This is a genomic window from Longispora sp. NPDC051575, from assembly GCF_040681875.1.
Classification (GTDB): Bacteria; Actinomycetota; Actinomycetes; order Mycobacteriales; family Micromonosporaceae; genus Longispora.
In genome coordinates, this window is the sequence record NZ_JBFAZP010000009.1 from 174,206 (window position 1) to 194,794 (window position 20,589).

Here is a 20,589-nt window from a genome sequence, read left to right on the forward strand (position 1 = left end):
CAGGTACCAACAGGTTTCGGCCAGCGGCCGACAGCGGTGACCAACAAGACCCATGGAGCCAACGCCGACCCGTACCCGGCTCTTACATCCGAACACGCGTCGACCCCGCCCCGGACGAGCCGGGACGGGGTCGACGGGTTTCGCGCTACGGGACGCAGTTGCCGGCCGGCTGCGAGCTGCCGCAGTGGTTGGCCTGGAACACGTTCGTGGCGTTGCCGCTGTCGTCCACGAGGTCCGCGGGCAGGTTGCCGTGCAGCACGTTCGCGGAGACCAGGGTGTGCTCGGCACCGGCGGCCAGCACGATGCCGCCCGGGAACGGCACCGGGCCGCCCAGGTTGTCGTGGACGATGTTGGCCGACACCGCGTTGTGCTGCCCGCCGATCAGCGCGATCCCCGTGCCCTGCAGCGGCGGCACCTCCTCGTTCGGCGCGCAGTACCGGTTGTTGCCGCTGCTGTTGTTCGCGCTCACCTCGTTGTGGCCCATGCCGCCGGGCTGGCCGTCGTCCACCAGCACGATGCCGAGACAGTTGTCGACGACGTTGTTGGCGGACACCTTCACGTGGTGGGCGTGCCGGACCAGGATGCCCAACGCCCCGCCCGAGACGTGGTTGCCGGAGACCTTCGTGCCGTACGCGTTGGCGGTGTCGCCCACGTAGATGCCCGCGTCGTCGGTCGTGCCGGTCACCACGTTGCCGACGAACTCGCCGCGGGTGGACTCGAACTCGGCGATGCCGTACTCCGGGTTGTCGACCGCGTGCACGGTGCGCACGGTCAGCCGGTCGGTGAACACGCCGAACACGCCGAACTCGAAGCCGCGCACGGTCAACAGCTCCACGGTCACGCCGTGCACCGGCTGGCCGGGCGAGCCGAGTACGCAGATCCCGGACTCCGGGCCCATGCCCGCGCAGCCGTTCGCCCCCATCGGCTCGATCACCGTCTCCGGGCCGATGCCGTGGATCCTGATGCCGTGCTTGGTGACCTTGACGCCTCCCGCGTACGCCCCGGCCAGCAGTTGGATCGAGTCACCCGGGTCGGCGGCGTCGACGGCCGCCTGGATGGACTGGCCGGGCAGGACGATGTGGCTGTCGCCCCCGGCCATGGCGGGCGTGGCGCCGAGGGCGACGGTCGAGGCGACCACGGCCCCGACCATCAGCATTCTGGCAATGCGTTGCATTGGGCGTTACCTCCGTATAGGCGATGTTTGCCAACACATAGCCTGCCCCGGGAGTCACATCCGTATTACCCGAATTTGTGAATTACTACAGCTCGTCCATCGCCTTGTATATCCGCTTCTCCGACACCGGGTACGCGGTCCCCAGGCTCTGCGCGAAATAGCTCACCCGCAGCTCCTCGATCATCCACCGGATCCTCGTCAGCTCCGGGCTCGGCGGCACCTCGGTGACCAGCTGGCGGTACTCCGCCTCGACCTCCTGCACCGACGCGGTCCACTGCTTGTCCCGGGCCCCGTTCGTCGGCAGCTTGTCCAGGCGCTGCTCGATGCCCTTGAGATAGCGCGGCAGCTGCGGCACCTGCCGGCCCCCGGCTGCGGCCACGAACCCCGGGTAGATCAGCCCGGACAGCTGGCGGCGCATGTCGGCGAGCGCGGCCAGGTCGGCGGGGGCCCTCAGCCGGCCCTCGACGGTGTGCGCGATGCCGAGCACGAGCTGCACGTGGGTGATCACGTTGTACACGACGTCGGACAGCGAGGCCCGGACGTGGTCGCGGAGCTTCGCGAACCCCTCGGCCGTCCACGCGGGACCGCCGGCCTGCTCCACGAGCGCGTCCACGGCGCAGTTCGCGCAGTCGTCGAACATCGCGGTCGCCTTGCCGCCCGGGTAGCGCGACAGGGCCAGCTTCGCCTGGTTGGACAGCCGGGCCAGCACCGGCTTGACCGGCGAGGAGATCGTGAGGAGCAACAGCCGACGGGTACCGACGACCATGGCCGCCGCCGCCTCCGCCTGGTTCTCGAAGACCTTCACCGACACCGAGTCGCCCGCGTCGACCAGCGCCGGGTACGCGTTCACCGGGTAGCCGCCGAGGTTGCGCTGAATGACCTGCGGCAGGTCCCCGAGGTCCCAGGACCTCAGCCCGCGCCGCTCGATGGAGCTGCCCGCCGTGGCGAGCTCCTGCTGCACCTTCGGCTTGAGCTGCTGCTGGAGGGCCACCAGGTCCTTGCCCTCGGCGAGGGTGGCGCCCTTGTCGTCGAGTACCCGATAGGTGATCTTCAGGTGGTCCGACACCCGGGACAGGTCCCAGTCGGCCCGCCCGATCTGGTGGCCGCCGCTGTACCGGCGCAGCTCGCGCGCCAGGCCGTCGAGCAGCGGTTCGGAGCCGGGGGTGAGCCGGTCCAGCGCGGCGGCGGCGTAGTCGGGGGCCGGCACGAAGTTGCGCCGGACGGCCTTCGGCAGCGACTTGATCAGGGCCGTGACCAGGTCCTGGCGCAGCCCGGGGATCTGCCAGTCGAAGATCCCCGGGGTCAGCGTGGACAGCCGGCCCAGCGGCACGTGCACCGTGACCCCGTCGGCGTCGGCCCCCGGCTCGAACTGGTACGTGAGCGCCAGGCCGTCCCAGACGTCCGGGTAGTCCTTCGGGTCGAGCGCGCCCTTGCCCTCGTTGATCAGCATCGCCTTGGAGAAGCTGAGCAGGTCGGGCTGCTCGCGTTTCGTCTTCTTCCACCACGAGTCGAAGTGCCGGCCCGAGACGCACTCCTTGGCGACCCGCTCGTCGTAGAACTGGAACAGGGTCTCGTCGTCCACCAGGATGTCGCGGCGGCGGGCCCGGTTCTCCAGCTCCTCGACCTCTTCGAGCAGGTCGCGGTTCTCCTGGAAGAACGCGTGGTGGGTGTCCCAGTCGCCCTCGACCAGCGCGTGCCGGATGAACAGCTCCCGGGCCACCGTCGGCGCGATCCGGCCGTAGTTGACCTTGCGCTGGGCGACGATCGGCACGCCGTACAACGTGACCTTCTCGTACGCCATCACTGCGGCCTGCTTCTTCTCCCAGTGCGGCTCGGAGTAGCTGCGCTTCACCAGGTGCGGGGCCAGCGGCTCGACCCACTCGGGTTCGATCTTCGCGTTGATCCGGCCCCAGAGCTTCGAGGTCTCCACCAGCTCGGCGGACATCACCCAGCGCGGCGGGGTCTTGAACAGCGCCGAACCCGGGAAGATCGAGAACTTCGCACCCCGCGCCCCGAGGTACTCGCGCTTGGCCGCGTCGAACAACCCGATATGCGACAACAGGCCGCTGAGCAGGGCGAGATGGATGCCCTGCGCGGCGGCCGGCGCGTCGTTCAGCGGGAGGTTGAGGGTCTTGGCGACCTGGCGGAGCTGGCTGTAGATGTCCTGCCACTCGCGGACCCGCAGATAGTTCAGGAACTCGGTGCGGCACATCCGGCGGAACGCGTTGCTCGACAGCTCCCGCTGCTGCTCCTGGAGGTACTTCCACAGCGCCAGGAACGACGCGAAGTCCGAGGACTTGTCCACGAACCGGGAGTGCTTCTCCGTGGCCGCCATCTGGTGCTCGGCGGGCCGTTCACGGGGGTCCTGGATGGACAGCGCCGCCGCGATCACCATGACCTCGCTGACGCACCCGTGCTTGTCGGCCTCGATCACCATCCGGGCCAGCCTCGGGTCCACCGGCAGCGCGGCGAGCTTGCGGCCCATCGGCGTCAGCCCGTCGGAGTCGAGCGCGCCCAACTCCTCCAGCAGCTGCACGCCGTCGGCGATGTTGCGCTTGTCCGGCGGCTCCAGGAACGGGAACGCCGCGATGTCGCCCAGCCCGATCGAGGTCATCTGGAGAATCACGGACGCCAGATTGGTACGCAGGATCTCCGGGTCCGTGAACTCCGGCCGCGACTCGAAGTCCTCCTCCGAGTACAGCCGGATGCAGATGCCGTCCGAGGTGCGCCCGCAGCGGCCCTTGCGCTGGTTCGCCGACGCCTGCGACACCGCCTCGATCGGCAGCCGCTGCACCTTCAACCGGTGGCTGTAGCGGGAGATCCGCGCCGTCCCCGGATCGATCACGTACTTGATCCCCGGCACCGTCAGCGACGTCTCCGCCACGTTCGTCGCCAGGACCACCCGGCGGCCGGCGTGCGGGGCGAAGACGCGGTGCTGCTCGGCCACGGACAGCCGCGCGTAGAGCGGCAGCACCTCCGTACCCCGGAGCTTGAGCTTGTTCAGCGCGTCGGCCGTGTCCCGGATCTCGCGCTCGCCGCTGAGGAACACCAGGATGTCCCCCGGCCCCTCCGACTGGAGCTCCTCCACCGCGTCGGCGATCGCCGAGGTCTGGTCGGTGTCCTCGTCCTCGATCGGGTTGTAGCGCACCTCCACCGGGAACGTGCGGCCCGAGACCTCCACGATCGGCGCGCCGTCGAAGTGCGCCGCGAACCGCTCCGGGTCGATCGTCGCCGAGGTGATGATCACCTTCAGGTCCGGGCGGCGCGGCAGCAGCTGCTTGACGTACCCGAGGATGAAGTCGATGTTCAGGCTGCGCTCGTGCGCCTCGTCGATGATCAGCGTGTCGTACTGCTCCAACGCCCGGTCGTTCTGCAACTCCGCGAGCAGGATGCCGTCCGTCATCAGCTTGACCAGCGTCGTGTCCTTGACGTGGTCGGTGAACCGGACCTTGAAGCCGATCGCGTCGCCCAGCTCCACGTTCAGCTCGTCGGCGATCCGGTCGGCCACCGTCCGCGCGGCGAGTCGGCGTGGCTGGGTGTGCCCGATCAGGCCCCGCACGCCCCGGCCGAGTTCCAGGCAGATCTTCGGCAGCTGGGTCGTCTTCCCCGAACCCGTCTCGCCGGCCACGATGACCACCTGGTGGTCGCGGATCGCCGCGAGCAGGTCGTCCTTCTTCTGGCTGACCGGCAGCGCCTCGGGATACGTGATCGCCGGCACCGCCGCCCGGCGCCGGGCCACCCGCTCCTCGGCCGTGGCCAGGTCGGCGGCGATCTGCGGCAGCTTCCCCTGGTCGCGGCGCGCGCCGTCGAGCCGACGCCCCAGCCTGCGCTGGTCTTTCAGCATCAGCTCGGGCAGCCGCTGGAGGAGATCGGCGAGGCGGGGTGTTTCCGGTGCTGTTCCCATGTCCGCACCAGGATAGGTGGTCGGCCGGGGCCGGATCACCGGGTTTACGCGCCGGAGCCCCCGGCGTGGCCTGGGCCACACCGGGGGCCGTACCCCGGGCCTTCCGGGCCGCCCGGGGCGCGGGCCCGGCCCCATGGTGGTGGGCCGGGGGCCTGGCCACCCCGGGCACCCAGCCGCGCCCGGGGTGGGGACCCCGGCCCAAGGGTGGCGGGCCGGGGTCGTCTCGGGTTACGCCGGCTTGGCGATGCTCAGCGTGTACGCGCCGGAGCCGGAGTAGGCGGTCACCACGTACCGGTAGTACCCGGCGGCACCGCTGTAGCTGATCTGCTCGGCGTTCGTCGGGCCGTTGGACACCGCGACCTGCGCCCAGGTGCTGCCGTTCCACTTCTGCAGCGCGAGGTCGTAGTCCGCGCCCGCCGGGCCGCGCAGGCAGCTGGCGTGCGTGCCCGAACCGGCCGACTGGTAGTAGCTGTTGTTCGGCTGGATCGCCGTGCCGCCCGCCGCCAGGGAACCGGAGTAGCCGGTGCAGCCGCCCGGGCCGCCGGTCGGGCCGGTCGTCGGGGTCGGGTTGCCGCCGCCGGTCACCAGGGTCAGGCCGTACGTCTGGAGGATCTCGTTGACCGGCTGGAAGAACGTCGTACCACCCGAGGAGCAGTTGCCCGAACCGCCGGAGGTGACGCCCTGGGCCTGGCTGCCCGAGATCGCCGAGCCGCCCGAGTCCCCGGGTTCGGCGCACACGTTCGTCTGGATCAGGCCCGTGATCGTGCCCTGCGGGTAGGTGACCGAGGCGTTGCGGGACTGGATCGTGCCGCAGTGCCACCCCGTCGTCGAACCCGACCGGCAGATCGAGGAGCCCACGGCCGCCTCGCTCGAACCGGCCACCGTCACGGTGCCGCCCGAGTAGTTGTTGACCAGCCCGCGCGGGGTGTTGCCCGCCGCCGTCCGGACGAACGCGTAGTCGTTGCCCGGGAACGACGAACCCGCGAACGAACCGCTCGGCTGGGTCGTGCTCGCGCCCGTGGTGCCGCAGTGCCCGGCGGTGACGAAGCCCGTGGTCACCGGGAAGCCGACGGAACAGCGGGTGCCCGAGCCGATGTAGTACGCGTTGCCGCCGATCACGTCGATCAGCGGCCGGGGGGCCTCGGTGGTCTCCACGACCCGGACCGCCGAGGCCTCCACACCCGCGGTCGCGACCAGGGACCGGGTCCGCGCCACGGCGGCGGGGTGCGCCTTGACGACGACGGTGTTGGTGGTGACGTCGGTGTACCAGTACGGCACCTCGGTGCCCTTCAGGACCGAGCCCAGCTGGTCGCGGATCGCGTCGAGCTGCCGCTCCGTGCGGGTCACGGCCACCGGCTCGGCACCGGCCGCGCGGACCTTCGCCGCCTGGGCCTCGTTGAGCACCCCGACCTTGTAGGACCGCCCGTCGGCGGAGATGTACCCGCCGCCGAAGCCGACGTCGAACTGCCGGCGCAGGGCCGCCTCGACCCGCGAGGCCTTCTCCTCCAGGACGAACCGGTCGCGCACCTTGTCCGGGCTGATGCCCAGGTCACGCTGCACCGCGCCGTACACCTCGGGCGCGATCGCACCGACGCTGGACGGCTCCGCGAGGGGGACGGGGCCGGCCAACGCCGGGAGATTCAGAGCGGAGACGACTCCCACCGTCATGGCCGCGACAGCCACAACGGTCGTCACTTTGCGTTTCATCGTGTGGTACTCCTCCTTGAGGGGAAGGAGGCGACGGGCCACGGTCGAGTTCGCTGAGCTGGTCAGCCCGCCGCTTCCCAGGAAGCCGCCGTTGGCGGTGAGGCAAGCTAACCCGCGACAGATCAACCGAGATAGATAGCAGCTAGGTCATACCACCGGCGTACCGGAGGGGCCGTAGCCCGGATTGCGGGCCAACCACGCCTGGTACGCGGAGCTGCGCGCGGCCGCCTCCGCGTACGCCGCCGTCGCGTGCGCCACCACCCGTTCGGCGATGTCCGCGCCCGGCGAGTCCGGATGCCAGCCCAGCACGTGCCGCCAGCGCAGCGGCACCCCGGTCAGGGGCACCGCGGTGAGCCCGGGGACCACCCGGAACGTCGGCTGGCACAGCGCCACCGCGTCGCCGGCCGCCACGAGGTCGTAGGCCCCGGCGAGGTCCGTCTCGTACATCTCCTGCGGGGTGAACCCGGCCCGCACACAGGCCGCCGCGAAACACTCGGAGAAACAGCCGTCCCCCGGGGTCGCCAACCAGCGCGCGTCGGCCAGCTCCGACAGCTCCACCTCCGCCCAGCCGGAGGCCGGGTGCGCGTCGGGCACCAGCACGAACACCGGGTCCAGCGCGATGTCCCGCCAGATCAGGCCCTGGCTCGTCGGCGGGGACGCGTCGCCGCACACCCCGATCAGCGCGAAGTCCAGCCGGCGCGCGGCCACCATGCCGATCAGCTCGTCCGCCGACCAGGCCGGGTGGGTGGTGATCCGCGCCTCCGGCTGCTCGGCCGCGAGCCGGTGCACCAGGCCGCCGAGGATGGGACCGTTGACGGCGCCGATCCGGTACCGCTCCGGCACCGTCGTACTCGCCATCCGGGCCGCGTCCTCGCGCAGGCCCTCCACGGCGGGCAGCAGCACCCGGGCCCGGGCGAGCACCAGCTCGCCGAGCGCCGTGGGCCGCGCGCCCTTGCGGTCGCGTTCGAACAGCGCCCCGCCGAGGGTGCCCTCGATCCGGTGGAGCTGTGCGGTCAACGCGGCCTGGGCGAGGCCGAGCACGGCCGCCGCCTTGGTCACGCTGCCCGTCTCGGCGATCGCGCAGATGACCCGCAGATGCCGGAGCTCCAGGTTCATGTACTGACCCTAGGGCGAGACGTGCGTCACAGAGAAGCCTACAGAGGGTCACTAAGCTGCTGGAAGATCAACGAATCGGGGATAAATACGCTGAAATCCTCGCAGAGGCGGAGCTAAGAGAGGTGCCCCCGCGCGGAAAGTGCGGTGGGGCGGCGGTGTCGCCGCCCCACCGTCAGGTCACCGGACCGGGTTCAGGCTCCGGTCCATCACCGGATCCCAGTCGTCCAGTTCCGGGAAGTGCTCCCCCGCCAGGCTCGGCGCGGGCGCGGTGTACCCGGCCCAGCGGCGCAGCGCCGCCGTCGCCGTGGCCGCCTCGTCGCCGACCAGCCGGGAGATGTTCGCGCCGTGGTTGGCCCCCGGCGCGGTGAAGCTCAGCGAGTCCTTCGTGCCCGGGCCGAGGGTGAACGGCTCCGCGCCCCACGGGTCGTTCTGCCCGTAGACGAACAGCAGCCGGCTGCCCCGCATCTGCACCCACTGGTCGATCTGCAACATCACCCACGGCTGGAAGGACATCGGGATCGAGCGGGGTACGAAGTTGCGCGGGGTGTCCTCGAACGGGTACCGCTGCTGGCTCCTGAGGTAGTCGAGCTGGATCACCGGGTACCCGAGCTGCGTACCCGCCTGGTAGTAGTACGGGGTGAACGGGGCCAGGCCCTGGTCCGTGGTGGAGTCGAAGCCGCCCCAGTCGTCGAGCCAGGCGAAGATGTCGTCGTCGCTGGCCGTGGTCGCCGGCACCTGCGCGCACAACGACACCCCGCCGTACTGCCAGAAGCCCCACTGCGCGCTGTTCACCATGTACTCGAACCCGCGGTCGGGCCCGTCGACCACCGTGTACGTCCGCCCGTTCGCGGCGGCCCACGCCTCCAGCCGGGGCTCCAACGTCCCGCGCCGGCGCAACGCCTCCACCTGCACGGCGTTCAGGGCGGCCCGGCACTCGGGGGTGCCGACGTTGGCGAAGAACCGGTCGTACGCCGCGTCGCTGTCGGCCACCACGTCGTTCGGGGCGACGTAGGCCACCGTGCCGTCGACGTCGTTCGGGTAGAAGTGCCGGTGGTAGACCGAGGTCATGCCGCCCTTGCTGGCGCCCGTGGACACCCACTTCGCCTTGTACACCTTCTTCAGGGCGCTGACCAGCCGGTGGTGGTCCGTCGCGGCCTGCCAGACGTCCAACTTGGACCAGTTCGGATTCGTCGGGATCGACGGCGTGAAGAACCGCTGCTCCACCGAGACCTGGTTGCCGGCCAGCAACTGGGTCGGCTCCGACCGGAACGCGCGGGTCGACACGTTGTAGCCGGAGGTGTGCAGCACCATCGGCCGGGCGGTGTCGCGGTGCATCAGGGTGAACCGCTGCTGGTACGTGCCGAGCGACGGGTTGTGGTGGTCCACGTACTGCCGGAAAGTCAGAACGAAGAACCGGTGCGGTGCGGGCACCGACTGCTCGGAGACCACGGTCAACCCGGGGATCGCCTTCAGCCGCGCCAGGATGTCACCCTCGGCGGCGGCCGCCGGTTGGGCGATGCCGACCAGGCCCGCGAGCAGGGCGGCGGCGGCGAACGAGCGCCATAGACGAGACACGCATTCCTCCCGTTCGATATGTGTCCCGCGACTGTAGCCACCCCCTCCCGGCATACGGAAGACCTACGGACACACTGGACACTACGAACAGGACACACGGAGGGCGCCCCGGGACGGCGATGGGCGCCCCGCTCCGGGCGGACGGCTCACGAGCCGGGCGTTGGGCGGGCGGCACCCGAGCGGAGCGTCGTGCCGGCGGCCCACGAGCGGTGCGTCGCGCGGGACGGAACCCGTGCCCCGGTCAGGACCTGCGCCGCCCCCGCAGCCACACGACGCACGCGACCGTGACGACGACCGCCCCCAGCGCCACCTTGAACCCCACCTTGCCGAACGCCAGGTGCGCCATCCCGTGGCTCAGCAGCCCCAGCCACCAGTCCCCGTCGCCCAGCCGGGCGTGGTCGGGCGCGATGTGCCAGCCCCGCAACGACCAGCCGACCACGACCAGGGACGCGCCACCCAGGCCCGCGAGGAGCGCGGCGAGGGTCCACCGCCGGTTCGAGGGCGGCATGCGGTCATCGATCATGCAGAGAGACTAGGAGCCGGGCGCCCCGGGCGTCGTCCCCCCGGGGTGGGAACAAAAAGCGCCCGCCTCGTCAGAGCAGACGAGACGGGCGTAGTCCTTCGGGCGCACCCGGGCCGGTACCCGGATGAAGGTGTCGAACTAGTGGGGTATCGGCCGGGTGTCCATCGAGTCGCCGCCCACCGGGTCGGACGTGAAGAACCGCTCCTCCGGCAACCGCGCCGGCAGCAGGCACGCCGCCACGACCGCGCCGGTCACCATGCTCGCCAGCCACGCGCCACCCTTCGACAGGTGGTCGGCGGCCACCGGGTCGGCGGCGTTCCACGCGAACACGTGCGTGAACACCCAGAACACGCCGGCCAGGATCGTGGCCCCGCCGATCATCCAGAACGCGGTCCCGGCCGTCCGCTGCGACTCGACGACCTCCAGCGCCACGCTGAACACCATCGTCACCACGAACACGGCCGCGATCGCGACCAGCACCGTGGTCAGACTCGCCGGCCCGTCGACCGCGACGCTCCGGCGGAAGGTGTGCGCGATGGGCGTGAACACCTCCGCGACCGGCTTGCCGGCCAGGACCTGCCAGAGCATCAGGACGCCGAGGAAGGTGGCCGTGCCTACCATTCCCGCCAGGATCGTGCCTCGAACGACGCGCATCGCCAGCACCCCCAAAAATCCCTTTCATGGTACTGCCGGGGGCAGCTCCGCGCAGGTCGGCGCCATACTTGGCCGATGGGTATCGGACTGAGCGACCGGGACCGGCAGAAGCTGGCCGCCGAGCGGGAGCGGATCGCCCGGCGGCGCGCGGCCGAGTCCCGGGCCGCCGAGTTCGACTCCAAGACTGTCAAAGGACCCGACGGGATCCCCGTCCAGTTGAGCGTGCACCCACCGCTCCGTGGCGGTTCGGGCCTCGACATCGGCTCGGGGTCGGGCACCGCGCTCGATCTGCTGCTGTTGGCGGCCATCGGGATCTGGGCCGGAGTGAGCTACCTGGCCCGCCTGTGCAGCTCCACTCCGGTGGAGGTGCACATCAGCGCCCCGGGCCGCTCCGCCCGGTTGCGCTTCCCGACCCGGGAGGCCGCCGAGGCGCAGTTCACCACGCTGGCCCGGCGGATCGCCGACGAAGGTGTCGCGGCGGTCCCGGAGCGGGATTGATGGAAGCCGGGATCCGGCCCGTGCACCGCTCGGGCCGGCGACAAGTGGCGCCGATTCCCCTACCGGTCCCCTGAATGCGTCAGGCCCGGTCTTCATGACCGGGCCTGAGCTGCATCAAGATAGATCAATAACTGGGTGGGCGCGGAGGGTTTCGAACCCCCGACCCTCCGCTTGTAAGGCGGATGCTCTCCCACTGAGCTACGCGCCCCAGCCGGCGGCGGCAACAATAACCCGCCGCCGGTCGGTTCCGGAAATCCTAGGCCAGGGCCTCGAGCGCCTTGGTCCAGCCGGCCTGGTCGCGCGGCTCGCCCGGTCCGTTGACCTCGGCGAACCGGATCACGCCGTCCTTGTCGACGAGGAAGGTGCCCCGGTTGGAGAAGCCCTTCTCGTCGTTGAAGACGCCGTAGGCCTGGGCGACCGCGCCGTGCGGCCAGAAATCCGACAGCAGCGGGAAGTCGTAGCCCTGCTGCTCGGCCCAGACCTTGTGGGTGAACGGCGAGTCGACGCTGACGGTCAGGATCTGCACGTCGTCGCTGACGAAGGCGGGCAGATTGTCCCGCACCTCGCACAGCTCACCCTGGCAGATGCCCGTGAAGGCGAGCGGGTAGAAAACGAGCAACACGTTCTTGGTACCACGGAAGTCGGCGAGCGCGACATCCTGGTTGTTCTGATCCTTGAGGGTGAAAACGGGCGCAGTCGTACCGGGCTGCAGGGTCACTAGCGTGGCTCCTTAACGCTGCTTCTTCGCGGAACGCGGGGCGACCAGCTTGACCGCTGCCCAGTCCTTGCCCGCGTTGATGCTGGACGTCTGTGCGAGCCCGGCCGTCGGCGCGGACTCTGAGATCTCGCCCGGCTCGACGTGACCGTCGCGCCCCGACTTCGGAGTCAGCAGCCAGACGAACCCGTCGTCTGCCAGCGGGCTCAGCGCGTCCACGAGAATGTCCACCAGGTCGCCGTCGCCGTCTCGCCACCACAGCAGCGCAACGTCGACAACCTCATCGGTGTCCTCGTCGACGAGCTCGCCGCAGCGGTCGATCAGTGCGTCGCGGAGATCCTCGTCGACGTCGTCGTCGTACCCCATCTCCATTACGACCATGCCCGGCTCAATCCCGAGCCGGTCCACCAGACTCTTGATACCGTCGGCCTGGCCAGCCGTCGCGCTCACTGTCGAGTGCCTCCTCGTCGAAGTCTGCGAGCGTCCCAGCGACGCCCTCAGTGTGTAGTCCACACAGCCATACTGCCCCGGCGCAAGTGGCACGCCCTCGGAATTTGGCCAACTCGCCGGAGAATACCCGTCTGACCTCCTCAACGGGACAGCGGGCGCCCGCAGACTCCGCACGGGAGCGTAAAGCTACTGGTGAGTAGCTGTGTCGATCGTCGCGTACGTGGCCGGGCGGCGTGACGGAACACCCCCCGCAGGGCAGGATGAGTACTGAAAAGCCGACTTTCTTGAACACGAAGGAACGCCTGTGGCCATCGAACGCAAGCGCCCGGTCATCAGCGACGGCCTTCCGAGCCAGCTCCCGGACATCGATCCGGCGGAGACGCTCGAGTGGATCGAGTCGCTGGACGGGGTCATCGACGAGCGAGGCCGGCAGCGCGCCCGGTACGTGATGTTGAGTCTTCTCGAACGCGCCCGTGAGCGTCAGGTCGGCGTCCCGCCGCTCACCACGACCGACTACATCAACACGATCCCGCCGGAGAGCGAGCCGTGGTTCCCGGGCGACGAGGCCCTCGAACGCCGGATCCGCGCCTTCATCCGGTGGAACGCCGCCATGACGGTCCAGCGCGCCCAGCGCCCCGGGGTGGGTGTCGGTGGTCACATCTCGACCTACGCCAGCTCCGCGAGCCTCTACGAGGTGGGCTTCAACCACTTCTTCCGGGGCAAGAACCATCCGGGCGGCGGGGACCAGATCTTCTACCAGGGGCACGCCAGCCCCGGCATGTACGCCCGCGCCTTCCTGGAGGGCCGGCTCTCCGGGGACCAGCTCGATGGGTTCCGCCAGGAGCTGTCGCACGCGGGCGGCGGCCTGCCGTCGTACCCCCATCCTCGGTTGATGCCGGACTTCTGGGAGTTCCCGACGGTGTCGATGGGCCTCGGCTCACTCAACGCCGTGTACCAGGCGCGGTTCAACCGCTACCTGCACAACCGGGGCATCAAGGACACGTCCGACCAGCGGGTGTGGGCGTTCCTCGGCGACGGCGAGACGGACGAGCCCGAGGTGCTGGGCTCGCTGGGCATCGCGGCCCGCGAGGAGCTGGACAACCTGACCTTCGTGGTCAACTGCAACCTCCAGCGGCTCGACGGCCCGGTCCGCGGCAACGGCAAGATCATGCAGGAGCTGGAGAGCCACTTCCGCGGCGCCGGCTGGAACGTGATCAAGGTCGTCTGGGGCCGGGAGTGGGACCCGCTGCTCGCCGCCGACAGCGACGGCGCGCTGGTCAACCTCATGAACACCACGCCCGACGGTGACTACCAGACCTACAAGGCGGAGTCCGGCGCGTTCGTGCGCGAGCACTTCTTCGGCCGCGACGTGCGGACCAAGAAGATGGTCGAGCCGATGTCCGACGACGAGATCTGGGGTCTCAAGCGCGGCGGGCACGACTACCGCAAGCTGTACGCGGCGTACAAGGCGGCCACCGAGCACACCGGCCAGCCGACCGTGATCCTCGCCAAGACGATCAAGGGCTGGACGCTGGGCGGCAACTTCGAGGGCCGCAACGCCACGCACCAGATGAAGAAGCTGACGGTCGACGACCTCAAGACGTTCCGGGACCGGCTGTACATCCCGGTGACCGACGAGCAGCTCGCCGACCCGTACGCGGCGCCCTACTACCACCCGGGCACCGACTCCGACGAGTACGCCTACATGATGGAACGCCGCTCCCAGCTCGGCGGCAGCATGCCGAGCCGCAGCCGCAAGATCATTCCTCTGGCGCTCCCGCCGAAGGAGGTCTACGCGGACATGAAGAAGGGTTCCGGCAAGCAGCGGGTCGCCAGCACCATGGCGTTCGTCCGGCTGCTCAAGGACCTGATGAAGGACAAGAACATCGGCAAGCGCTGGGCGCCGATCATCCCGGACGAGGCGCGCACGTTCGGCATGGACGCCATGTTCCCGACGGCGAAGATCTACTCCCCGCACGGCCAGAACTACCTGCCGGTCGACCGGGAGCTGTTCCTGTCGTACAAGGAGTCCACGGCCGGCCAGATCCTGCACGAGGGCATCAACGAGGCCGGCTCGGTCGCGAGCTTCACGGCGGCGGGCACGTCCTACGCCACCCACGGCGAGCCGATCATCCCGCTGTACATCTTCTACTCGATGTTCGGCTTCCAGCGCACCGCCGACGGCATCTGGGCGGCCGCCGACCAGATGGCCCGGGGCTTCCTGATCGGGGCCACCGCCGGGCGCACCACGCTCAACGGCGAGGGCCTCCAGCACGAGGACGGGCACTCGCTGCTGATCGCGGCGACGAACCCGGCGATCGTGTCGTACGACCCGGCGTGGGCGTACGAGATCGCGTACATCATGGAAGACGGTCTCCGCCGGATGTTCGGCGAGGCGCCCGAGGACATCATCTACTACCTGACGGTGTACAACGAGCCGACGCTGCAGGTCGCCGAGCCGGCGAACCTCGACGTCAACGGCCTGCTCAAGGGCATCTACCGCTACGCCGAGGCCGCGCAGCACCCCAACCTGCCCCGGGCGAACATCCTCGCCTCGGGCACGGGCATGGGCTGGGCGGTCAAGGCGCAGCACCTGCTCGCCGAGGAGTGGGGCGTGGCCGCCGACGTCTGGTCGGTGACCTCCTGGACGGAGCTGCGCCGCGACGCCATCGAGTGCGAGGAGCACAACCTCCTGCACCCGGAGGAGCCGCCCCGCGTGCCGTTCGTCACCCAGCAGCTGGCCGACGCGGCGGGCCCGAAGATCGCGGTCAGCGACTTCATGCGCGCCGTCCAGGACCTGATCTCGCGCTGGGTCCCGGGCGAGTACACCTCGCTGGGCACCGACGGCTGGGGCCGCTCCGACACCCGGGGCGCGCTGCGGCGGCACTTCCACGTCGACGCCGAGTCGATCGTGGTCGCGACCCTCCAGCAGCTCGCGGCGACCGGCCAGGTGCCGGCCGACGTGGTCGCGCAGGCGGTCAAGAAGTACCAGCTGCTCGACGTGAACGCGATCGACGTGGTCGAGGCGGGCGGCGAGAGCTAGTCGTTCCATCGGGAGGGTGGGGCCGGTCACGCACCGGCCCCACCCTCCTTTTTCGTTGGGTACGAGGTGCCAGCGGCTCCCCGGGGGGCGTGGCCCCGGTCCCGCCTCCGGGTGGCCCGGAAAGGGGCCCGGCGCGTGGCTAGGGGCTCGGCGCGTGGCGCCACGGCCTCCCCGGATGCCGCCCGGCAGCGGGACGGTGCGCCGCCGCCCGGAGCGCTAGGGTCGGGTGCCATGCGCCTGGTGACCTTCGATCCCGCCACCGCCACCGACCCGGAGTGGGCCGAGCTGCACGCCCTGTCCGTCGCGCACCTGGCTGCCGTGGCCCCCAACGAACCGCCGCCGACCCCGGCGGAGCTGCGCCGGGACTACGGGCCGACCTCGGCCACGGTCCGGCTGTGGAGCCGGATGCTTCGGAGCGGCCCGGACGAACTGGCCGGCTACGCCCGGCTGACCGTCCACGACGGCGAGGACACCGGCTACCTGCACGCCCTGGTCCTCGCGGCGGAACACCGGCGCGCCGGGCACGGTCGGCGACTGTTGGACGCGGCCGTCGAGGAGGCCCGCGCGGCCGGCTGCCGCAACCTGGTCGGCTGGACGGCCGGGCCGGCCGGTGCGGCGTTCCTGTCGGCGGTCGGCGCCCGGGTCACCGGCAGCTACCGGCGGTCGATCGCGCGGCTGCCCGTCACGGTCCCGGCTCCGGCGCTCGCCCCCGGCTACCGGCTGCTGACCTGGGCCGGTCCGGCGCCCGAGGAGCTGGTCGACTCGTACGCCGTGGCCCGGGAGGCCATCAACGACGCGCCACGCGACGCCGACGAGGCACCGGAGCGGTACACGGCCGGGCGGATCCGCGAGATCGAGACCCGGCTGGCCGGCCGGGGCCAGCACCTGCGGGTCACCGTCGCGCTGGACCCCGACGACCGGGTGGTCGGCTTCACGGGGCTGTACGTCTCCCCGAGTCGGGTTCCACCGTGTCCACGGGCGACGCGGCGGTTCTGCCCGCCCACCGGGGCCGGGGCCTGGCCGGGGCGATCAAGCACGAGTCGCTGCGCCTGCTGGCCGTCGCCCGGCCGGACGTCACCGAGGTGTCCACCGGCAACGACACCCGCAACGTGGCGATGCTCGCCGTGAACGACCGGGTGGGCTTCACCGAGACCTCCACCTGGACCCAGGCGATCCTGGACCTGTGAGCCGGGGAAGACCTTGGACACACGGGCCGGCGGGCCGGCGAGCCCGAGGCCTGTGAGCCGGCCGGTGGGCCGAGGGCGGTAGGCCGGGGGCGGTAGGCCGGGGGCGGGGCCGGAGGCCGGTGAGCCGGGGCCGAGGCCGGTGAGCTGGGGCCGAGGCCGGTGAGCTGGGGCCGAGGCCGGTGAGCTGGGGCCGAGGCCGGTGAGCTGGGGCCGAGGCCGATGGGCCGGGGCAGGTGGTCCGGGGCCGGCGGGCTGGGGCCGGCGGGCTGGTGGGCCCGGGAACTCGGATGCCCCGGGTCGGTCCCTCCCGTAGTTTCGGGCCGGTGACCCCGATTCTGCGTACCGCCCGGCTCGCACTGCGGCCGTATGTGCCCGAGGACGAGGAGGGCTTCGTCCGGTTGTTCAGCGACGCGGACGTGACCCGGTGGATGGGGATCCCGAGGGACCCGCGCGCACTGTTCCGGCGCGGCTTCACGGAACCGCACCTGATCACGTGGGACGTCTGGGCGATAGTGGAAGGCGACGGGTACGTCGGGCACGCCGAGATCAAGCCGAGCCCCGACCCGCAGGTCGACGGCCACGAACTGGTCTACGCGCTGCTCCCGGAGGCGTGGGGGCGCGGGCTGGGCACGGAGGTCGCGGAGGCCGTCACGGCGCACGGGCTCGGCGCGCTCGGCCTGGCCGAGGTGCACGCGACCGTCGACCCGGACAACGCGGCCTCGCTGGCCCTGCTGCGCCGCCTCGGGTACGCCGACGTCCGCGACCTGGTGGACCCCTCCGACGGCGAGGTCAGCCGCCTGTTGACCCGTTCCCGCGCCTGAGGCAGCTCACCCTCGCACGGCCCAAGCGCAGCCTCACTCCTCCGGACGCCCCGCCGACGGCCGCCAGGTGGGCTGCGATCCGGCCTCGACACCTGAGCCGGGCCGGCAGGCGTCGGCACCGTCCCGCGACCGGTCGCACGGTGGGCCGGCGGCCGGCGGGTGGCGGGTGTAACTCGGTTGGCCCGGTCCGGTGGGTCGGGGAGAATCGGGCGATGGAGCCTGATGAGACCCTGAACTGCGAGGATGTCGTCCTCCGCCGGGTGCGCCCCGAGTTCGCCGACGAGCTGCACGCGCTGATCGAGGACGGCCGCGAGCACATCGCCTCGTGGATGCCGTGGGCCGTCGAGCAGACCTACCAGGACACCGTCGAGTTCCTGGCGCGCTCCGTGGAGAACTGGGACAGCGGCGAGAACTTCAACTACTCGATCTTCGTCGACGGCCGGCTCGTCGGGGGTACCGGCCTGATGACCCGGCGGGGCCCCGGCACCCTGGAGATCGGCTACTGGCTGCACCCGGACGCCGTCGGCAAGGGCATCGTGACCCGGGCCTGCCGGGCGCAGATCGCGGCCGCGTTCGCGCTGCCCGGCATCGAGCGGGTCGAGATCGTGCACGACGCGGCCAACACCCGCAGCGGCGCGGTACCGGCCCGGCTCGGCTTCACCGAGGTCGAACGGGTGCCCGCCGAGCAGCGGTCCGGGAACCACACCGGGCTGGATGTGGTCTGGCGGCTGACCCGGTCCGGAGCTACTGTGAGTTGATGACCGCCGCTCGCACTGCGGCTATCACAGCCGCTCTCGCCTCCCCGTCCCATCCAGTAGACCCGTCACTCCGGCGCGCCGAGAACCTTCGCGAGAAGGGCAAGTCTCCAAGCCTCGAGGAGTACACGGACCGGTTACGCCCCTGGTTGGCTGAGCCCGAGCGGCTCGCGGCCAACCTGATGGCCAAGGACGCAGCCGCGCTCGCACGCCGCGGCGCATGATCGGTGGAGTGAGCGGCTGGGTCCTCGACGTGGCCGCGCTCCTCGAATTCGCCGACGCCACCTCCTACGCGACCGCCGTCACCCGGGCGGCCCGCCGGCACAGCCTGACGATGCTGGTGCCGATCGGCGTGCTCGCGGAGGTCTACGCCGCCCGCCCGCTGGAACGCAACCGCCTGCGCCTGGTGCCGGTCCGCGACGAGCAGGACATGTGGCTGCTGTCGTTGCCGAGCGAGATGCCGCCCGACCTGCTGGACCGCTACACCGTGATGGCCGACGGCGACCGGACGGCGGCGCATGTGGCGTTGCTGGCGTTGCAGCGGGGCTGGCCGGTCGTCACAGACCGCGACCAGCTCTTCCAGCGGATCGTGCCGGGGGTCCAGACGATCCCGGCGTGAGCGGTGCGGCGCCTCGCCGGCGCGGGCTGGCCGGGGAGTTCTCGCGCGCCCAGCGAGGTGCGGGCGGGTCGACGCCCGGGCGGCCGGCTCCGGATCGGCGGTGTGCGGCGCGCGACCATGCGAGGCTCGCGCCGCCGCGCGCCGGCCCAGGAACCGACTCGTAACCCTCTGACGAAGTTGACCTGGCTTCTGACCTGGCTTTCGATCTGAGATGGGGTGCCCCGCTGAGGGCTGGCGGGCAAACGTCGTCCTCAGCGGGCCACCTCTCATGAGCGGGTGGGCAGATCCAGCCAGGAGGAGCCCTGGTAGCTCAGAGTCGCGCCGAGGGTGTCGTTCATGTCGAGGTAGAGGGAGTCCTTGCCGTCCAGGACCAGGGCCAGGCGGTGGCCGGCGGGGACGTCGTAGGCCGCCGCAGGGAAGGCCGCGTCGAGGGTCGCGGTGGCCGACAGCCAGGTCACGGGCGTGTGCGTGATCAGCCGGCCGGTGCCGAGGGAGTCCAGGTCGTAGAGGTAGGCGACGACGGTGCCGCGCGGGGCGCTGGGTGAGACGGCCAGGTGCAGGGTCGCCGTGCCGCGCACCCTGACCCCGCCGGCATACGGATTCGACGTCCACACCCCGGCGTTGGCCCTGCTCACAGCGGGGAGCCAGACGGTGGGCGGCACACCGGTGAGCGCGTCGAGGGCGCCGGAGACGAGCGCGACGCCGCCGTAGGCCGGGGTGTCGACCCGGGGCCAGGTCTGCCGGGACCAGCCGGTGGCGGGGGTGCCGCCGAGCGGGCCGGTGCCGTCCCACCAGCGGACCTCGCCGAGGCCGAGCCGGGTCACGCCGGTCCGGGTGCTGGCCCAGTCGGGGTAGGTCTCGACGGCGGAGGAGCCGTGCGGCCGGAGCACGACGCCCTGGCCGATGGCGGAACCGGCGCCGAGGTAGCGGTCGAACCACTGGCGGGTGGAGTCCCACACGTGGTTGGGCAGGCCGGCGAGCCCGAGGCCCTCGACGACCGCGTGGTCGCCGGGCGCGAACTCCAAACGCTTGGGGCCGGTGAGGCGGCCGTAGAAATCGACGAGCTGGTTGGGCGGGAAGATCGAGTCGCCGTACGCGTTGGCCATCAGGATCGCGGGCTGGTGGGCGTTGATCCCGTCGACGTAGCTGGCGGCGGAGCGGACCCGGCCCCAGGACTTGATGTTCTCGATGTTGCGGTTGGCGTAGAAGTCGCCGAGGATCGCGGTCAGTTCGGCGGAGGGTTTGCCGGTGATCAGGGCGGCGAGGCCGAGGAAGCCGACGGACTGGCCGTGCCGGGTCTGCTGGTCGTAGAGGGAGTAGACCAGGTCCGACCAGCCGCTCATGGCGCTGACGGCCCGGATCCGGGGGTCGTGGCCGGCGGCGATGAGGCTGATGCCGGCGCCGTAGGAGATGCCGGCGCTGCCGATCCGGGCCGGGTCGACGGCGGGGTTCGCGACGAGCCAGTCCACGGCGGTGCGGGCGTCGGCGATGTCCTTGGGGCCGGCGGTGTCGATCTGGCCGCCGGACGCCCAGAAGCCGCGCGCGCCGTAGGAGAGCACGACGTAGCCGGCCTCGGCGAACTTCCTGGCCTGGGCCAGGTACTCCAGGTCGTTGACGCCCCAGCTGCTGATGAACACGATGGCCGGGTGCCGGCCCGGGGTGGTGGGGGCGATGACGTTGGCCTTGAGGACGACGCCGTCGCTCGCGGTCAGGTCGAAGAACGAGAATCCGGTGGTACCGGTCGCCGCGCCCGCCGGCACCGCCGCCCCGAACAGGACGAGCGTGACGAGCACGACAAGGGTCAGTAATCGACGCATTAACATCTCCCTATGTCCGCGAAGTTACCGG

The 20,589-nt window shown here is 71.0% G+C and carries 16 protein-coding genes and 1 tRNA gene; 6 read left to right on the plus strand and 11 right to left on the minus strand.

Annotated elements, in window-relative coordinates; translation table 11 throughout:
• Positions 1 to 145 precede the first annotated feature (145 nt).
• From AB0M43_RS27790 to AB0M43_RS27820, 7 genes are all read right to left on the minus strand, one after another.
• Entirely contained in the window at positions 146 to 1,174 is a 1,029-nt protein-coding gene (locus tag AB0M43_RS27790) for a right-handed parallel beta-helix repeat-containing protein (RefSeq protein WP_363728724.1), read from the minus strand.
• An 85-nt stretch (positions 1,175 to 1,259) separates the two neighbouring features.
• The gene (hrpA, locus tag AB0M43_RS27795; protein WP_363728725.1) at positions 1,260 to 5,078 is read right to left on the minus strand and encodes an ATP-dependent RNA helicase HrpA; all 3,819 of its coding nucleotides are present in this window, start codon (positions 5,076 to 5,078) and stop codon (positions 1,260 to 1,262) included.
• Positions 5,079 to 5,306: 228 nt separating this feature from the next.
• Complete coding sequence (locus tag AB0M43_RS27800) at positions 5,307 to 6,785, minus strand: S1 family peptidase (protein ID WP_363728726.1); 1,479 nt, start codon at positions 6,783 to 6,785, stop codon at positions 5,307 to 5,309.
• 147 nt (positions 6,786 to 6,932) lie between these two features.
• Positions 6,933 to 7,901: a LysR family transcriptional regulator gene (locus tag AB0M43_RS27805; protein ID WP_363728727.1), complete on the minus strand. Its 969-nt coding sequence runs from the start codon at positions 7,899 to 7,901 to the stop codon at positions 6,933 to 6,935.
• Positions 7,902 to 8,078: 177 nt separating this feature from the next.
• The gene (locus AB0M43_RS27810) at positions 8,079 to 9,476 is read right to left on the minus strand and encodes a S28 family serine protease (protein WP_363728728.1); all 1,398 of its coding nucleotides are present in this window, start codon (positions 9,474 to 9,476) and stop codon (positions 8,079 to 8,081) included.
• 241 nt (positions 9,477 to 9,717) lie between these two features.
• Positions 9,718 to 9,999 (minus strand): hypothetical protein, encoded by a 282-nt coding sequence (locus AB0M43_RS27815; protein ID WP_363728729.1) that lies wholly within the window; start codon positions 9,997 to 9,999, stop codon positions 9,718 to 9,720.
• A 138-nt stretch (positions 10,000 to 10,137) separates the two neighbouring features.
• Entirely contained in the window at positions 10,138 to 10,653 is a 516-nt protein-coding gene (locus AB0M43_RS27820; protein ID WP_363728730.1) for a hypothetical protein, read from the minus strand.
• A 75-nt stretch (positions 10,654 to 10,728) separates the two neighbouring features.
• Here AB0M43_RS27820 and AB0M43_RS27825 point away from each other — a divergent pair, with 75 nt between their 5' ends.
• The gene (locus AB0M43_RS27825; RefSeq protein ID WP_363728731.1) at positions 10,729 to 11,151 is read left to right on the plus strand and encodes a hypothetical protein; all 423 of its coding nucleotides are present in this window, start codon (positions 10,729 to 10,731) and stop codon (positions 11,149 to 11,151) included.
• Between the two features lie 136 nt (positions 11,152 to 11,287).
• Here AB0M43_RS27825 and AB0M43_RS27830 read toward each other — a convergent pair.
• The 3 genes from AB0M43_RS27830 to AB0M43_RS27840 all read right to left on the minus strand — a co-directional run bounded on the left by AB0M43_RS27830 (position 11,288) and on the right by AB0M43_RS27840 (position 12,316).
• A tRNA-Val gene (locus AB0M43_RS27830) sits at positions 11,288 to 11,359 on the minus strand.
• A gap of 48 nt (positions 11,360 to 11,407) precedes the next feature.
• Complete coding sequence (locus tag AB0M43_RS27835; RefSeq protein WP_363728732.1) at positions 11,408 to 11,869, minus strand: peroxiredoxin; 462 nt, start codon at positions 11,867 to 11,869, stop codon at positions 11,408 to 11,410.
• 12 nt (positions 11,870 to 11,881) lie between these two features.
• The gene (locus tag AB0M43_RS27840) at positions 11,882 to 12,316 is read right to left on the minus strand and encodes a DUF3052 domain-containing protein (protein ID WP_363728962.1); all 435 of its coding nucleotides are present in this window, start codon (positions 12,314 to 12,316) and stop codon (positions 11,882 to 11,884) included.
• Between the two features lie 304 nt (positions 12,317 to 12,620).
• On the opposite strand from AB0M43_RS27840, the gene aceE reads away from it, so the two are divergent.
• The 5 genes from aceE to AB0M43_RS27865 all read left to right on the plus strand — a co-directional run bounded on the left by aceE (position 12,621) and on the right by AB0M43_RS27865 (position 18,741).
• Positions 12,621 to 15,359, plus strand: coding sequence for a pyruvate dehydrogenase (acetyl-transferring), homodimeric type (gene aceE, locus AB0M43_RS27845; protein ID WP_363728733.1), 2,739 nt, complete (start codon positions 12,621 to 12,623; stop codon positions 15,357 to 15,359).
• A 231-nt stretch (positions 15,360 to 15,590) separates the two neighbouring features.
• Complete coding sequence (locus AB0M43_RS27850; protein ID WP_363728734.1) at positions 15,591 to 16,487, plus strand: GNAT family N-acetyltransferase; 897 nt, start codon at positions 15,591 to 15,593, stop codon at positions 16,485 to 16,487.
• 382 nt (positions 16,488 to 16,869) lie between these two features.
• Positions 16,870 to 17,367, plus strand: coding sequence for a GNAT family N-acetyltransferase (locus AB0M43_RS27855; protein WP_363728735.1), 498 nt, complete (start codon positions 16,870 to 16,872; stop codon positions 17,365 to 17,367).
• Positions 17,368 to 17,579: 212 nt separating this feature from the next.
• Positions 17,580 to 18,125: a GNAT family N-acetyltransferase gene (locus AB0M43_RS27860; protein WP_363728736.1), complete on the plus strand. Its 546-nt coding sequence runs from the start codon at positions 17,580 to 17,582 to the stop codon at positions 18,123 to 18,125.
• Positions 18,126 to 18,354: 229 nt separating this feature from the next.
• The gene (locus AB0M43_RS27865; RefSeq protein ID WP_363728737.1) at positions 18,355 to 18,741 is read left to right on the plus strand and encodes a hypothetical protein; all 387 of its coding nucleotides are present in this window, start codon (positions 18,355 to 18,357) and stop codon (positions 18,739 to 18,741) included.
• A 266-nt stretch (positions 18,742 to 19,007) separates the two neighbouring features.
• Here the strand turns inward: AB0M43_RS27865 and AB0M43_RS27870 are convergent, their stop codons facing one another.
• Positions 19,008 to 20,558: a CocE/NonD family hydrolase gene (locus AB0M43_RS27870; RefSeq protein ID WP_363728738.1), complete on the minus strand. Its 1,551-nt coding sequence runs from the start codon at positions 20,556 to 20,558 to the stop codon at positions 19,008 to 19,010.
• Between the last annotated feature and the right edge of the window lie 31 nt (positions 20,559 to 20,589).

What these genes read in the sequence shown, in the direction of transcription:
- hrpA (WP_363728725.1), bottom strand. Translation starts at nt 5,078, where the DNA reads ATGGGAACAGCACCGGAAACACCCCGCCTCGCCGATCTCCTCCAGCGG.
- AB0M43_RS27850 (WP_363728734.1), top strand. Translation starts at nt 15,591, where the DNA reads ATGCGCCTGGTGACCTTCGATCCCGCCACCGCCACCGACCCGGAGTGG.
- AB0M43_RS27860 (WP_363728736.1), top strand. Translation starts at nt 17,580, where the DNA reads ATGGAGCCTGATGAGACCCTGAACTGCGAGGATGTCGTCCTCCGCCGG.
- AB0M43_RS27800 (WP_363728726.1), bottom strand. Translation starts at nt 6,785, where the DNA reads ATGAAACGCAAAGTGACGACCGTTGTGGCTGTCGCGGCCATGACGGTG.
- AB0M43_RS27870 (WP_363728738.1), bottom strand. Translation starts at nt 20,558, where the DNA reads ATGCGTCGATTACTGACCCTTGTCGTGCTCGTCACGCTCGTCCTGTTC.
- AB0M43_RS27815 (WP_363728729.1), bottom strand. Translation starts at nt 9,999, where the DNA reads ATGATCGATGACCGCATGCCGCCCTCGAACCGGCGGTGGACCCTCGCC.
- AB0M43_RS27790 (WP_363728724.1), bottom strand. Translation starts at nt 1,174, where the DNA reads ATGCAACGCATTGCCAGAATGCTGATGGTCGGGGCCGTGGTCGCCTCG.
- AB0M43_RS27805 (WP_363728727.1), bottom strand. Translation starts at nt 7,901, where the DNA reads ATGAACCTGGAGCTCCGGCATCTGCGGGTCATCTGCGCGATCGCCGAG.
- AB0M43_RS27825 (WP_363728731.1), top strand. Translation starts at nt 10,729, where the DNA reads ATGGGTATCGGACTGAGCGACCGGGACCGGCAGAAGCTGGCCGCCGAG.
- AB0M43_RS27820 (WP_363728730.1), bottom strand. Translation starts at nt 10,653, where the DNA reads ATGCGCGTCGTTCGAGGCACGATCCTGGCGGGAATGGTAGGCACGGCC.